12 protein-coding genes are annotated in these 14,840 nt (G+C 62.8%); 8 read left to right on the top strand and 4 right to left on the bottom strand.

Annotation, left to right across the window (positions count from 1 at the left end):
* The first annotated feature begins 117 nt into the window (after positions 1-117).
* The 3 genes from ACI2KS_RS21765 (at position 118) to ACI2KS_RS21755 (ending at position 3,139) form a co-directional block, all read left to right on the top strand.
* Positions 118-1,353 carry a LuxR C-terminal-related transcriptional regulator gene (locus ACI2KS_RS21765; protein ID WP_404623073.1) on the top strand — a complete coding sequence of 412 codons (1,236 nt, stop codon included), beginning with the start codon at positions 118-120 and terminating at the stop codon, positions 1,351-1,353.
* Between the two features lie 132 nt (positions 1,354-1,485).
* On the top strand, positions 1,486-2,253 hold the full coding sequence (locus tag ACI2KS_RS21760; protein ID WP_404623072.1) for an SDR family oxidoreductase: 768 nt from the start codon (positions 1,486-1,488) through the stop codon (positions 2,251-2,253).
* A gap of 52 nt (positions 2,254-2,305) precedes the next feature.
* The gene (locus tag ACI2KS_RS21755) at positions 2,306-3,139 is read left to right on the top strand and encodes an SDR family NAD(P)-dependent oxidoreductase (protein WP_404623071.1); all 834 of its coding nucleotides are present in this window, start codon (positions 2,306-2,308) and stop codon (positions 3,137-3,139) included.
* 57 nt (positions 3,140-3,196) lie between these two features.
* Here the strand turns inward: ACI2KS_RS21755 and dmpG are convergent, their stop codons facing one another.
* From dmpG to ACI2KS_RS21735, 4 genes are all read right to left on the bottom strand, one after another.
* A complete protein-coding gene (dmpG, locus tag ACI2KS_RS21750; protein WP_404623070.1) occupies positions 3,197-4,225 on the bottom strand; it encodes a 4-hydroxy-2-oxovalerate aldolase in 1,029 nt (342 codons plus the stop codon).
* A gap of 10 nt (positions 4,226-4,235) precedes the next feature.
* Entirely contained in the window at positions 4,236-5,162 is a 927-nt protein-coding gene (locus tag ACI2KS_RS21745; RefSeq protein ID WP_404623069.1) for an acetaldehyde dehydrogenase (acetylating), read from the bottom strand.
* A 31-nt stretch (positions 5,163-5,193) separates the two neighbouring features.
* The gene (locus ACI2KS_RS21740; protein ID WP_404623068.1) at positions 5,194-5,985 is read right to left on the bottom strand and encodes a fumarylacetoacetate hydrolase family protein; all 792 of its coding nucleotides are present in this window, start codon (positions 5,983-5,985) and stop codon (positions 5,194-5,196) included.
* Positions 5,986-6,055: 70 nt separating this feature from the next.
* On the bottom strand, positions 6,056-6,829 hold the full coding sequence (locus ACI2KS_RS21735) for a glucose 1-dehydrogenase (protein ID WP_404623067.1): 774 nt from the start codon (positions 6,827-6,829) through the stop codon (positions 6,056-6,058).
* Between the two features lie 225 nt (positions 6,830-7,054).
* Between ACI2KS_RS21735 and ACI2KS_RS21730 the strand changes: the two genes are divergently transcribed.
* The 5 genes from ACI2KS_RS21730 to ACI2KS_RS21710 all read left to right on the top strand — a co-directional run bounded on the left by ACI2KS_RS21730 (position 7,055) and on the right by ACI2KS_RS21710 (position 14,035).
* A complete protein-coding gene (locus tag ACI2KS_RS21730; protein ID WP_404623066.1) occupies positions 7,055-8,242 on the top strand; it encodes an acyl-CoA dehydrogenase family protein in 1,188 nt (395 codons plus the stop codon).
* A gap of 79 nt (positions 8,243-8,321) precedes the next feature.
* Complete coding sequence (locus ACI2KS_RS21725; protein ID WP_404623065.1) at positions 8,322-9,341, top strand: 2Fe-2S iron-sulfur cluster-binding protein; 1,020 nt, start codon at positions 8,322-8,324, stop codon at positions 9,339-9,341.
* A 29-nt stretch (positions 9,342-9,370) separates the two neighbouring features.
* Positions 9,371-10,987, top strand: coding sequence for a FadD3 family acyl-CoA ligase (locus ACI2KS_RS21720; RefSeq protein ID WP_404623064.1), 1,617 nt, complete (start codon positions 9,371-9,373; stop codon positions 10,985-10,987).
* Between the two features lie 95 nt (positions 10,988-11,082).
* The gene (locus tag ACI2KS_RS21715) at positions 11,083-12,729 is read left to right on the top strand and encodes a DUF1302 domain-containing protein (RefSeq protein WP_404623063.1); all 1,647 of its coding nucleotides are present in this window, start codon (positions 11,083-11,085) and stop codon (positions 12,727-12,729) included.
* A gap of 73 nt (positions 12,730-12,802) precedes the next feature.
* Positions 12,803-14,035, top strand: a complete 1,233-nt coding sequence (locus ACI2KS_RS21710) for an NADH:flavin oxidoreductase (protein ID WP_404623062.1) — start codon at positions 12,803-12,805, stop codon at positions 14,033-14,035.
* The last annotated feature ends 805 nt before the right edge of the window (positions 14,036-14,840 follow it).

The following is a 14,840-nucleotide window of genomic DNA, read 5'->3' as shown; positions in this document are numbered from 1 at the left end:
AGCGGACCGGGAAGGCAAGAAGCGTTCAAGAAGGGGGAGGCCTGAGGTCCCCCCAGCCGAAATTATAAAAATAATAAGGGGAGGGCCACGCGCCCTTACCCGAGCGAGGAAACGACCATGCACAATGTTCTCTTGACTCCTGAAGCCCTGGCCAGCGTTGGTCTGGACCTTGCGCGCTACAACGAATTGGTCGGCGAAGTCTATGACGGCGCCTTGGAGCCGAAACGGATGGCCCTGGCCCTCAAGAGCTTTCTCAAGCTCTTCGACGCCAACCTTGTCACGCTGATCCTGCGGGTGCCGGACCAGCCTGATACAGGGGTAATGATCATCGTCGGCGACTTCGAAACTGCCGAGAATGTCCGGTACATGACCTACCCGCAAACCAACACACCGTTTGCCAATCAGCCGCTGGACCACGTCTTCACCGTGGACGACATCATGAGCTCCGCAGAGTGGGAGCATAACGTCTACTTCAAGATGTTCTGCGGCCCCCATGACGTTTACCACCTCATGGGTGCTGACATTTCCACCCCGGACGGCGGCAAGCTGCGCCTGCGCATCACCCGCCCCAAACGCGCAGCCAACTTCTCAGCCAGTGATCGGGCGCTGTGCACCGGTTTGCTGCCGCACCTGCGGCGTGCCTCACAGTTGCACAACCTGCTTGATCGCAGCGAATCGCTGAGCGAGTTGTACTCCCAGGCCATCAGTCGGCTGTCGGTGGCAACCCTGGTGCTGGACGAGAGCGGCAGCGTGCTGCAAATCAATCCGGTGGCCGAGGAAATACTGGCCCGTTCCGACGGCCTGAAGCTGGTGGGTGGGCGCCTGGAAGCGACCTACCCCAGCGACAATCGCGAACTGCAACGCCTGATTCGCAGCGCGTTCGACCCGGATGCACCGAAAAGCGCCGAGGCCATGTCAGTCACGCGGCCGTCGGGGCTGGTCAATCTGGGGGTAGTGGTCGAATCGATTCCCTCCCTGGACTGGGCCGAAGAGAAGGGCCAGCCTGCGGCGCTGGTGTACATCCGCGATGCGTCGAGCAAATCCCTGGCCAGCGAAGTGGTGACCAAGCAGCTGTTCAACCTGACCAAGGCCGAAACCGCGCTGGCCATGGAACTGGCCAACGGTTTGTCGCTGGAGGAAGCGGCGGAGGCTTTGAACATCCGGCGCAATACCGCACGGGCCCACTTGCGCTCGATCTTCTCCAAGACCGGCGTGCGCCGCCAGACCGAGCTTGTGCGGATCATGCTCAATAGCGTCGTAGCCCTGGGCAAGCCCAGGCTGACGTTGAAAGCGGCCGATAAAGTCAGGGTTCCGCCGCCGCAACTGGCCGTGTCGATGTATCGCCAGGCCTGAGCCCGCAGCCCCGCACCGGCCATTTATTCGCCGGTGTCGCGGGCATTCATGCAAGTTTTTTTAGTCTGCGTGGACGATGCCGTCAGGTCATCGCCGTGTCGATACTGCGCGGACCTATCATGGAGAACCACTATGCCTATCACCGCCATTACCGGGAGTGCCTCGGGAATCGGGGCCGCCGTCGCCAGCGCCATGCGCGCTGCAGGACACCAGGTCATCGGTATCGACCGCAGCAACGCCGAGGTGATCGCCGACCTCTCTACCCCGCAGGGGCGTGACGCCGCCATCGCCCAAGTGCTGGAATTGAGCGACGGCGTTCTCGATGGCCTGATCTGCTGTGCCGGAGTCGGCGTCACGGCGCCCACTTGCGGCCTGGTGCTGGCGGTCAACTACTTTGGCGTCAGCCGCTTGCTCGACGGCCTGCAGGGCGCATTGGCCCGGGGCCAGCAAGCGGCCGCGCTGGTGATCGGTTCGGTGGCGGCCACGCATTCGGGGCCAAATGGTCAATCGATGGTTGATGCAATGCTCGCCGGCGACGAAGACCAGGCGGTGGCGCTGGCCAACAGCCTGGGCCAGTCGCACGTTGCCTATGCTGCCTCGAAACTGGCCATCAGTCAGTACGCCCGTGGCCTGGCGCTGAGCTGGGGCAAGCAGGGCCTGCGTCTGAATGTGGTGGCGCCTGGTGCTGTGGCAACGCCATTGCACCAGGCGTCGCTGGACGATGCGCGGTTTGGCCAGGCGACCCGGGATTTTGTCGCGCCCCTGGGCCGCTCCGGGCGTCCTGACGAGATCGCTGCGATGGTCGCTTTCCTGCAATCGCCGCACGCCTCTTTCGTGCATGGCAGCGTTGTGTTTGTCGACGGTGGCAGTGACGCCATGCTCCGCGCCTCGCGCTTCTGATGTGGGCTTTTGACTCAAGCATTCGATTCGGATTCACGCCAAGGAAATCTGCATGAATAAAGTGGCATTCATCACCGGCGCCAGCCGGGGTATTGGTCGCGAGGCGGCGTTGGCATTTGCCCGCGCCGGTTTCGACGTGGCGATCAGCGCCCGGACCCTGAACGAGGGTGAGCAGCACGAGCATGCCCTTCGTGACGCGGCCGGTGCGCCGCTGGCCGGCAGCCTCAACGGCACTGCGCAGGCGTTGCGCGATCTCGGTTGCCGGGTACTGGTCGTGCCCATGGACCTGCTGGACAGCGCTTCGGCGCTGGCGGCCTGCCAGGCGGTGCTGGCCGAATACGGACGCATCGATGTGTTGATCAACAATGCGATCTACCAGGGCAGCGACCTCAACGCCGGGTTCATGGATCTGCAAGCCGCAACCCTGGAGCGGATGTTCAAGGGCTACATCCTCACGCCGTTGCTGTTGACCCAGGCAGTCACCCAACACATGGTCATGCGCGGTGGCGGGGTGGTCATCAATGTCACCTCCGGCGCTGGCGAAAGCGACCCTCCGGTGGCGCCAGGCAAGGGTGGCTGGGGTTACGCGTATGGGGCCGGCAAGGCTGCAGTGTCGCGGCTGTCCGGAGTGTTGAGCACGGAACTGGGGGCCGCCGGTGTCTGCGCCTACACCCTCAATCCCGGGGTCGTCACCACCGAGGCGCTCAAAGCCACCATCGGCGAAAATGGCCTGATCGCGCTGCGTGCCGGCAGTGCGCCGCCGCAGGTACCGGCCGCCGTGATGCTGTGGCTGGCCACCGCCGAAAAAGCGCCGCAGTTCCAGCGCCGGACGATTGCCGCGCAGCCGTTTGCGCTGGAACACAAGATCGTTGCTGATTGGCGTTAAGCATGGATTGATCGTGCCCACGCTTGCATGGGCACGATCAATCGGCAGGTGCGGGTGTTACGCCTGTTGCCGCTGACGGGCGAGGGTCATGGCAGTGTCTTCGATCATGTCTTCCTGGCCGCCGACCATGCCGCGCCGTCCCATTTCGACCAGAATCTCCCGGGCTGACACGCCGTACTTCTTCTCGGCGCGCTTGGCAAACAGCAGGAACGAACCGTAGACGCCCGCATAGCCCATGGTCAGGGCATCCCGGTCACTGCGGATAGGAAAGTCCATGATCGGTACCACCAGATCTTCGGCAACGTCCTGGATACCGAACACACTCACCCCGGTGTCGATGCCCATGCGGTCGCACACCGCCACCAGCACTTCCATTGGCGTGTTGCCGGCACCGGCACCCAAACCCGCACAGGCAGCATCGATACGGTTGGCCCCGGCGGCAATCGCGGCGATGGAGTTGGACACGCCCATCGACAGGTTGTGGTGGCCGTGGAAGCCGATCTCGGTATCAGGCTTGAGTGCCGCGCGCATCGCCGCTACCCGGGCGCTGACGTCATGCGGCAGCAGGTAGCCTGCCGAGTCCGTCAGGTAGATGCAGTTGGCGCCATAGCTTTCCATTAGCAGGCCTTGTTTGACCAGGCCTTCGGGGCTGTTCATGTGCGCCATCATCAGAAAGCCGACAGTGTCCATGCCCAGGCCGCGGGCGTGCGTGATGTGCTGCTCGCTGACATCGGCCTCGGTGCAATGGGTGGCCACGCGGATGGTATTGACCCCCAGCTCATGGGCCATTTTCAGGTGATCGACCGTGCCGATACCCGGCAACAGCAGGGCCGAGACCTTGGCTTTTTTCATCAACGGAATCACCGCTGACAAGTACTCCTCATCCGTGTGCGCCGGGAAACCATAGTTGACCGAGCTGCCGCCCAAGCCATCTCCATGGGTCACTTCGATCAACGGCACGCCAGCGGCGTCGAGGCCGCTGGCAATGTCTTTCATCTGTTGCAGGCTGATCTGGTGACGCTTGGGATGCATGCCGTCGCGCAGGCACATGTCGTGAACGGTGATGCTTTTTCCGCGAAGATCCATGGTCGGCTCCTTATGCCTGGGCGGTTTGGGCAGTGGCGTGCAGCACGCGCTCGCCCTTGAGAATTTCCTCGGCGAACATCTCGGCGGTGCGCGCTGCAGCAGCGGTCATGATGTCGAGGTTGCCGGCGTATTTGGGCAGGTAATCGCCGAGCCCTTCGACTTCCATGAAAATCGACACCCGGTTGCCGTCGAACACCGGCCCGTTGACCAGCTTGTAGCCAGGTACGTAGCGCTGTACTTGCTCGATCATGGCCTCGATGGCTGCAGTGATGGCCGGCTGATCGGGTTCGCTGGCGGTCAGGCAGTGCACGGTGTCGCGCATGATCAGTGGAGGCTCGGCCGGGTTGATGATGATGATCGCCTTGCCTTTTTTCGCACCGCCGACCTTTTCCACGGCCCTGGAGGTGGTGCGAGTGAACTCATCGATGTTCTTGCGGGTGCCGGGGCCGACTGACCTGGAGGCAGCGGTGGCGATGATTTCTGCGTATTCCACCGGTTGCACGCTGGACACTGCCGCCACCAGCGGGATAGTGGCCTGGCCGCCACAGGTGACCATGTTGACGTTCATCACGCCCAGGCCCAATTGTGCCTTGAGGTTGACCGGCGGTACGCAGTACGGACCGATGGCCGCGGGGGTCAGATCGATCATCAACACACCCAGGGCATTGAGTTTGCGCGAGTTCTGCGCGTGTACATAGGCCGAGGTAGCGTCGAAGGCGATCTGGATCTGGTCCTCAAGCACGTGGGGCAACAGGCCGTCGACGCCCTCGGCGGTGGTTTTCAGGCCCAGCTCGCGCGCGCGTGCCAGGCCTTCGGAGGTGGCGTCGATGCCCACCATCCACACCGGTTCGAGCACCTCGCTGCGCATCAGTTTGTACAGCAGGTCGGTGCCGATGTTGCCCGGTCCGATCAGCGCGCATTTGATCTTCTTGTTCATGGTCTTGGGTTCCAGAAGAGGAAGGGGGTCATCACGGGACAAAACGCAGGCTGGTGTCGCCCAGCCCGCTCATGGACAGACGGATGCGGTCGCCGGCAATCACAGGCACCAGCGGCGCCAGGGCACCGGAGAGAATTATTTCGCCGCGACGGAATGGAATGCCCAGCTGGCCCAGGGTATTGGCCAGCCAGGCCACCGCTGCGCAGGGATGTCCTTGCACCGCTGATCCCAGACCTGACCCTGCTGGTTCATCGTTTTTCAGCATTTGCATGTGCACGGCAGCCAGATCCAGCGTGCGCGGATCGATACGCTGGGTGCCGAGGGCGAACACACCGCATGAAGCGTTATCGGCCACGGTGTCCTGGATGCGGATCTGCCAGTCGTGGATTCGCGAATCGACGATTTCGAAGCAGGGCACCACCGACTCTGTCGCGGCCAATACGTCCTCGGCGCTGATGCCGGGGCCTTGCAAGTCCTGGCCAAGGATGAAGGCGATTTCCCCTTCGGCGCGGGGCTGGATCAGGTTATAGCGGGCCAGGCTGACATCGCAGTCATCCTCGACCTGCATGGCGTTGGTGAGAAATCCGAAGTCCGGTTGGTGAACATCGAGCATTTCCTGGACCGCCCGGCTGGTGACGCCGATTTTCTTGCCGATCACCTGCTCGCCGAGTGCTTCTCGGCGCTGCAGAAAGTGCAGGGAAATTCGATAGGCGTGCTCCAGGGTGATCTGCGGATACCGGCGGGTCAGGGGCTCGAGGGTCTGGCGGTTGCGCAGGGCATTGAACAGCTCGTCACCGAGCGCGTTAATCAAATGGGCGTCCATGGCGAGGGCTCCAGATGGCAGGAAGAAAAAAGCCTGCCCCTCTCAACAGGGACAGGCATAAGGCGTCGGTTCAGCCGGGCCAGACCGACGAGTCGGCACCACCATCGACATCGATGATCTTGCCGGTGACCCAGGCCGACGCGGGGCTGGCCAGGTAGAGCGCGGCGGCGGCAATGTCCTCCGGGGTGCCGAGGCATTTGAGTGGGGTATTGGCTTCCATGACCTGGCGCATGGCAGCCGGCATCACCCCGTTCAGCGCTTCAGTCAGGGTAGGGCCGGGGGCGACGGCATTGACCCGGATCTGCGGCGCGAAGTCCTGGGCCAGCAGGCGGGTGAGATGACTCAGGGCGGCCTTGGCCGTGCCGTAGGCGCTGAAATGGCGCTGGGCATAACGCGCCGCCACCGAGCTGATATTGATGATGTTGCCGCCGCCGGCCTCGCGCATCAGCGGCACGCACAACTGGCAGAAGGCGTAAGTGGTGGCGACGTTGAAGTTCAGCACCTGCGCGAACTGCTCGGGCGTCAGGGTCAACGGATCATTTGGCCCGCCACCGCCGACGTTGTTGACCAGATGGGTGATACGACCCATGTGCTCCACGCTCTGGCGGACCAGCGCCTGACGTTGCTCGGCGTCGTTGACATCGCAGGCGATGGCCAGGGCGCGCCGGCCAAGACCACGCACTTGTTCGGCCACTGCCTGCACCTCCTCCAGCGAACGCGCCGAGCACACTACATCGGCACCGGCCTGAGCGTAGGCCAGGGCAATCGCCCGGCCGATTCCCCGGCCACTGCCGGTAATGATGGCGACGCTGCCGTGCATCTGGAAACGCTGCAAAATGCTCATGTGCCCTGGCTCCGTGGGGTCGGCTTTTGGTGTGTCGAGTCTGGCAGCCGTGCCCCTGCCGGGCATCGTCTCAACGGACTAGCGGTGTGAGCGGTGCCGCAGCGGCCAGTGGCTCGGCCCCGGGTAGCCGCCCTAGTCCGCTTTGACGATGAATGATCGCTCGCTCGATCCGATGATCCACAACAGCTTGCGCAATGGCGCAGTTGAGATCGGGAGAATGGAGTGATGCACAGCATGCGAGAAAAGACCCAGGACGAACGTGATCTGCTTGAACGTGCACGCAGCCTGGTGCCGGAGCTCAGAGCGCGCTCGGCGCAGGGCGACATCGACCTCAAAGTGTCGGAGCAGAGCGTTGCCCAGATGCAGGCTGCCGGCCTGCTGCGGGCGTTGCAGCCGCGTGCGTTCGGTGGCTATGAAGTGGACCCGCGGACCTTTTTCGAAATCCAGAGCATCCTCGCCGAAGGTTGCATGTCCACCGCCTGGATCTACGGTGTGATGGGTGTTCACCCCTGGCAGCTGGCGCGTTATCCGATCGAGACGCAGCGCGAAGTCTGGGGGCATGATCACGACACATTGATCTGTTCGACCTATATGCCAGCGGCAAAGGTCACGGTGGTCGAAGGTGGCTACCGCATCAGTGGGCGTTGGGGTTTTTCCAGCGGCAGCGAGCACTGCCAATGGGTATTGCTGGGCGGCATCCTGCCTGCCGATGGCGACCTGGCTGCCGAGCACGGGACTTTCCTGCTGCCGCGTCGGGACTATCGGATCGAGCGCAATTGGGACGTGCTGGGGCTGCGCGGCACTGGCAGCCATGACATCGTGGTCGAGGATATATTCGTCCCGGCCCACCGGGTGCAGCGCACCAACAACTGGACCCTTGAGGCCACGCCCGGCCGCCTGGTCAATACCAATCCGATCTATGCGATCCCGTTTGCCCAGGTGTTCTCGCGCGCCGTCTCGACCTCGGCCATTGGCGCGTTGCAAGGTGCGATCAACGAGTTCTGCGACAACGCCGCCAGGCACATCGGCAAGCATGGCGCGCGTACAGCCGAAGATCCGGTGGCGCAAACCGCGGTTGCCGAAGCGATGATCACGGTGGACAGCCTGCGCCTTGTACTGGAGCGCAACTACGAGCATCTGATGAGCCTGGCCCGGGCCGGCGAGTACCCGGACACCGAAACCCGCCTGCTGTACCGCTACCAGTCGGCCTATGTAACCAACATCTGTGCCGAGCGAGTCAACGATCTGCTGCGCAGCATGGCCGCCTCGGGCCTCTATAGCAGCAACCCGGTGGCGCGACTGTTCCGCGATCTGCACCAGGCGCGCGGGCATATCGCCAACAACTACATGGCCTACGGGCGCAGCTATGGCGCGGTGCTGATGGGCCTGCCCAACCCCGACCCGTACGTCTGAGGCCGTCACGCCGGTGCCGACACCCCTGGATTTGCACCGGCCCGCGCCACGCGGGCCGGTGGTCATGAGTACCTGACCTATGAACCACTATCTTGCCCTGCGTGTGGCGCGAGTCATCGAGGAAACCGCCGATGCGCGATCCCTGGAGTTCGACGTGCCGGCCCATCTGGGCGAACACTTTCGCTACCAACCGGGCCAGTTCCTGACCTTGCGTGTGCCCTTTGAGGATGGCTGGCTGCCGCGTTGCTATTCATTGTCCAGCACGCCGCTGCTGGATGAACCGCTGCGGGTAACCGTCAAGCGCGTGCGCGACGGGCGCGCCTCGAACTGGCTGTGCGGCACCCTGCAAGTCGGGCAGAGCGTGGAGGTGCTGCCGCCGGCCGGGGTCTTTGTGCCACGTAGCCTCGATGGCGACTTGCTGCTGTTTGGCGCAGGCAGCGGGGTGACGCCGGTGCTGTCCATCCTGCGTTCGGCGTTGCTCGCCGGCAGCGGACGGATCCTGCTGATCTACGCCAACCGAGACGAGGCGTCGGTGATTTTTCGCGATGAACTCAAGGCTCTGGCCAGCGCCCATGCGCAGCGTTTGCAGATCGTCCACTGGCTCGATTCGGTGCAGGGCATTCCCAGCATCGGACAACTGGCCGAACTGGCGCGGCCATTGGTCCACGCTCAGGCATTCATCTGTGGTCCGGCGCCGTTCATGGACGCGGCGGTCAGCGCGCTCAACCAGCTGGGCGTTGCGAAACAGCGGGTGCACGTCGAGCGCTTTGTCTCATTGCCAGGTGAGGGTGAGCTGGCACCGGTGAGCAGCGAGGCGGCGGTGGCCGCACAGTTGGCGGTGCGCCTGGATGGCGAGGACCACCAGCTGGCCTGCGACAGCGGTGAAACCGTGCTCGCTGCCATGGAACGTGCCGGTCTCAAGCCGCCCAGCGCCTGCCGTGTCGGTGGTTGCGCTTCGTGCATGTGCACGCTTGAAAGCGGCGACGTCGAGATGTTGCACAACGATGCACTGGACCAGGGCGAGCTGGCCGAAGGCTGGATTCTTGCCTGCCAGGCGGTGCCCGTCAGCGCGCAGTTACGTATTCGCTTCCCCGAATGAAACCTCTGAATGACCAGTCCGAGCCTACGATGAATCTGAGCCTGAACCCTGCCGCGCCCCTGAGTACAGCTCCCGCTACCCTGGCCCAATTGGTCTTCAGTAGTGCAAAACAGTTTGCAGGCCGCACGGCCATTGAGGACAACGGTCAATCCATCCGCTACGAGCAGTTGCCCGAGCAGGTCATGCGCGTTGCCCGGGGCCTGATGGCGATAGGCATCAAGGCCGGTGACCGGGTGGGTATCTGGGCGCCGAACAGCGCGAACTGGATCCTCGCCGCGCTGGGTATCCAATGCACCGGCGCGGTGCTGGTGCCGATCAACACACGCATGAAAGGCCCGGAAGCGGCCGATGTGCTGGAGCGCAGTGGCTGCCGCTTGCTGTTTGTCCAGAAACGTTTTCTCGACGTCGACTACCCGGCGCTGCTCGCGCCCCATCGGCCGGCCAGCCTCGAGCATCAGGTGATTCTCGACGGCGTCACCGAGGGTCGTTCTTCAGACCTGACGCTGGCGCAGTTGCTCAGCGGCGCGGCGACCATCGACCCTGACAGTGCCATTCGCCGTGCACTGGCGGTCGGTCCCGATGATATCTGCGATTTGCTGTTCACTTCTGGCACTACCGGCAAACCCAAGGGCGTGATGAGCGGCCATGGCCAGAACCTGCGGGCCTTCAGCGAATACGTCAAGGTCATCGGCCTGGTGCCAGGCGACCGCTACTTGATCGTCAACCCTTTCTTCCATGCCTTTGGCTACAAGGCCGGCTGGCTGACGTGCCTGATCGGCGGCGCGACTATCCTGCCGCATGCGGTGTTCGATGCCGAACAGGTATTCCAGCGCATCGCCCGTGAGCGCATCAGCGTCTTGCCTGGCGCGCCGACTCTGTATCTGTCGCTGCTGGCTCACCCGTTGCTCAAGCAAACCGACCTGTCGAGCCTGCGCATTGCGGTGACCGGCTCGGCCAGCATCCCGCCAAGCCTGATCGAACGCATGCGCAACGAGCTCGGGTTTGCCGTGGTGACGACGGCCTACGGCCTGACCGAGTGCGGCGGGCTGGCGACCATCTGCGACCCACAAGACTCGGCGCAGGTGATCGCCGGCACCAGCGGGCGCCCCATTGCCGGCACCGAAGCAAGCATTCGTGATCCGCACAATCAGCTGCTAGGCCCCGGAGAAACCGGCGAGATCTGCCTGCGAGGCTTTCACATCATGCAGGGCTATTTCCAGAATCCTGAAGCGACCCGCGAGGCCATCGATGCCGATGGCTGGTTGCACACCGGCGATGTCGGTCGGCTGGATCAAGCGGGCAACCTGATCATCACTGACCGCCTCAAGGACATGTTCATTGTTGGCGGCTTCAACTGCTACCCGGCGGAAATAGAGGCGGCACTGATCAGGCACCCGGCCATTGCCCAGGTTTCGGTGATCGGCATCGCCGATGAACGCATGGGCGAGGTTGGCTGCGCCTGCGTGGTGCTTCGTCACGGCAGTGAGCTGGACGAGGCGCAATTGGTCGCCTGGAGCCGTGAGCAGATGGCCAACTACAAAGTGCCGCGCCATGTGCGCTTTTTCAGCGCCTTGCCACTGAACCCATCGAACAAGGTGGCGAAAAACGAACTGCGCGCGCTGGTGGCTGAACGCGCTCAGGCATGAGCAGGCTTGTGACCAGACGGACGATGTGCACGCAAACGCTGGTTGCGCGCCGTGCTGACACCGACAGAAATAACAACAACAAAACGGAGATGAGCATGTTTACGCGAGACACGGTTTTTCGCCATTCGGCCAACCTGATCACAAGTCGGGGACTGTTGACCACGGCCATCAGCATCGCCAGTGCAACCGCCAGCGCCGCGCCGACCATCCAACTGGGAGAGGACACCTTTCTAGATTCGTCGCTGACGGTCAATTACACCGCATCCATGCGTACCGCCAAACAGGCCGGTCAGTACCTCAATGACCCGAACAACGACGACGGCACGCGCAACTTCAAACGCGGCTCATTGATCAACAATCGCCTGAGCCTGTTCGGCGAGTTGCAACTCAAACACGACAACCTCGGGGCGGTGCTGCGAGGCAGCGATTTCCATGACGAGGTGTATAACCAGCGCAACGACAACGACTCGCTGCAAACCGTGAACAAACTCGGGCACAACGATGGTTTCAGTGATGACACCCGCAAACTCAGTGGCAGCAAGGCGCGCCTGCTCGATGCCTACGTGTATGGCAACTTCGATGTGGGTGAAACCCAGTACCTGTCGCTCAAGGCCGGGCGACATCTGGTGGCCTGGGGCGAGAGCCTGTTCTGGCCCAACATCAGCCAGGGCCAGGCCCCGGTGGATGCCACCAAGTTCAACGTGCCGGGTACCGAGGCCAAGGACTCGTACCTGCCGGTGGGGCAGGTGTCCGGTTCCTGGTCATTGAATGAAAAGCTGGCGTTGGTCGGCTACTACCAGTACGAATGGGAAAAGACCCAGCTCAACCCCGTCGGCGACTACTTCGGCAGCGACACTTTCGGTCCAGGTGCTGAGTTCTATCGCCTGGGCAGCGGTATGGTCGAGCGTTTGCCCAATGGCCTGGCGGTCGGTTACGCCGGTCAGAAAAAGCCCGGCGACAGTGGTCAGTGGGGCCTGGGTGTGCGCTACCGGATTACCGAGAACACCGAGGTGGGGCTGTTCCATTACCGCTATAACGAGCGCGTGGGCTCGTTGTTTTTCGACTTTACCGGCGCCACCCAGTACTCATCGCTCAAGAGCATTGGTCATGATGGCACCGCCATGTCCTATCGCCTGGGTTACTTCGAAGACGTCAAGTTGACCGGTATCAGTTTCAGCTCCAAGGTCGGCGATTCGGTGCAGTACGCCGGCGACCTGAGTTACCGCGACGGGGCTTCGGTCTATCTGAACAACGGCGCACCGACCACCGGGCAGATCTGGCAAGGCAACCTCAATGCCTCCTACATCCTGGGGCCCAGCTTGCTGGCCCAGCAGACCACGTTCCTTGGCGAAGTGGTGCATCAACATATCGCCGGGGTCGACAGCCTGACCATCACGGGCGGCGGGCCTGGCGTGGACGGTACGTTCGACAAGCTCGAGTCGGCGACGCAGACCCGGGGTTCGACCCTGCTGGGCCTCGGCGCGTACATGGACTATCCCTCCATCGCCACCGGCCTGGACCTGTCCACCAAAGTGGTCTGGACGCAGAACGTGGACGGCAGCGCCTATCAGGGTCTGGGCAGGGCCGAGAAGCGTCTTACGGTGGGTGGCGACTTCAAGTACCTGGGCAATTTCCAGTTTGGCATGACCTATGTCGCCTATCTCAGTTCGCCGGATGTCGCACAAGGTCGCCTGCTGGCAGACCGCGATTACCTGTCGTTCAACGCCAAGTACACATTCTGATGCGCGCGGCTACGTCGCGATCTGGCGACGCTGCCTGCCCATCCAGCCTGAAATCAATAATGAGAGGCGTAGCATGAATCCTCGTCCGATCGCATCACCGTTCAGCCCTTTTACCATCGGCCCGCTGACGCTGAAAAACCGCTTCATCAAGGCCGCTACCAACGAGGGCATGAGCGCCCAGGGTGTGCCTTCCAGGCAGTTGGTCAAGCTGCACTCGGACCTCGCCGCTGGCGGCACGGCGCTGACCACCGTGGCCTATTGCGCAGTGAGCAACGATGGACGCACCTTGCCCAACCAACTGACGCTTAGCCAGGCCAGCCTGCCTCACTTCAAGGCCCTGACTGACGGCGTGCATCAGGCCGGTGGTCTTGCCAGCGCGCAGATCACTCATGGCGGCTGCTTTACCTTCATTCGCGAACGCTCCACCAAGCGTCCGCTGTCGGCCAGTGGCGGCTTCAACAAGATCGGCCTGCTCAGCGGCATGTTCTTCAAACAGGCAATGAACGAAGCCGATATGCAACAAGTGGTACGTGATTTCGCGCAGGGTGCGCGCCTGGCACGTCAGGCGGGCTTCGATGCGGTGGAGATCCATATGGGTCACGGCTACCTGCTCAGCCAGTTCATTTCGCCGCTGTACAACAAGCGCCGCGATCAGTACGGCGGCAGCCTGGAAAACCGCCTGCGTTTTCCGCGCCGGGTGCTGCGCGCCGTGCTGGATGCGGTCGGCCAGGAGCTGGCGGTGATCTGCAAGTACAGCATCACCGAAGGCGTGAGTGCCGGTAACAGTGCCGAAGACGGCGCGCAGATCGCCCGGATGCTCGAAGAGGAGGGCGCGCACCTGCTGGTGCTCAGCGCCGGGATGAACGCCGAGTCGATCACGACCATGTTCGGTTCCTCGTTTCCCAAGGAAAACCGCGTGCAGCAGAAAAACAAGATCATTGCCCTGGCCATGGCCATTCAGCGTCGAACCGATCCGGTGGTGGAGTTCAGAGAGCTGTATCTGCTGGAGCATGCACGCAAGGTGCGTGCAGCGGTGAAAATGCCCCTGGCTTACCTGGGAGGCGCCAAGAGCCTGACAAGCATCGAACAGATCATGACCGAGGGTTTTGATCTGGTTGCCATGGGCCGGGTGTTGCTGGCCGAAAGTGACTACGTCAACAAGCTCGCCAGCGGCGCCAGTCGCGACTCAATCTGCACTGCCTGCAACCGTTGTGTGGCCATGATGTATACCCCCGGCGGCACCTCTTGCGTGCTGAACATGCCCGGCGATGCAGAATTGAACAGACAGCCCGCGGCCGGACGCTAAGACGCCTCCCACACTGGAGGAGATTCTATGGTTTCAAACAAGCTCCTCAAGCAGCTTTGGACTATTGCGCCGCCTGCTTTTGATTCTGGCCGAAGGCCGTGGGAGCTTGGCTTGCCAGCGATCTGCCGGGCACCGGCAGTAGAGTCAGACGGCGCGGCGGGTCAGGTGCATCGCGTCAACAGGCTTTGCTGGCGCTTCGCGCCAGATCGTCGGCAAGCCAACTCCCACGCCCTCCGGGCAGAAGCGGGTGAACATCTGACGTCCGGTGGTTGGGAGCGCTCGACCTCTTTCGTCCTGCGGGCAGAAGCGATAGACCCCCTTACGCCGCCTGCTTTTGATTCTGGCCGCAGGCCGTGGGAGCTTGGCTTGCCAGCGATCTGCCGGGAACCGGCAGTAGAGTCAGACGGCGCGGCGGGTCAGGTGCATCGCGTCAACAGGCTTTGCTGGCGCTTCGCGCCAGATCGTCGGCAAACCAACTCCCACGCCCTCCGGGCAGAAGCGGGTGGCATCTGAGGGCCTGCGGGCAGAAGCAATGGCCCCCTGTTGCGGCCCCCTGCTTTTGATTCTGGCCGAAGGGCGTGGGAGATTCTATGGTTGACCGCAAATTTATTCAGGCCGTTTTGCTGATGTCTTCGTCCGGATTTCTTCATCAGAGCGAATGCAACACGGGCGAGCTGACGAGCCAGGATTACCCAACGCTTGATGGCTCCCACGCTCCGCGTGGTAGCACCTCCCCAGACGCTCCGCGTCGCCTGCGGGGTGACGCAGAGCGTCACGGGCTGCATTCCCACGCGGAGCGTGGGAA

This window comes from Pseudomonas sp. NPDC087358 (genome assembly GCF_044900785.1).
Lineage (GTDB): Bacteria > Pseudomonadota > Gammaproteobacteria > Pseudomonadales > Pseudomonadaceae > Aquipseudomonas.
This window is presented reverse-complemented; position numbering and strand designations above follow the sequence as displayed.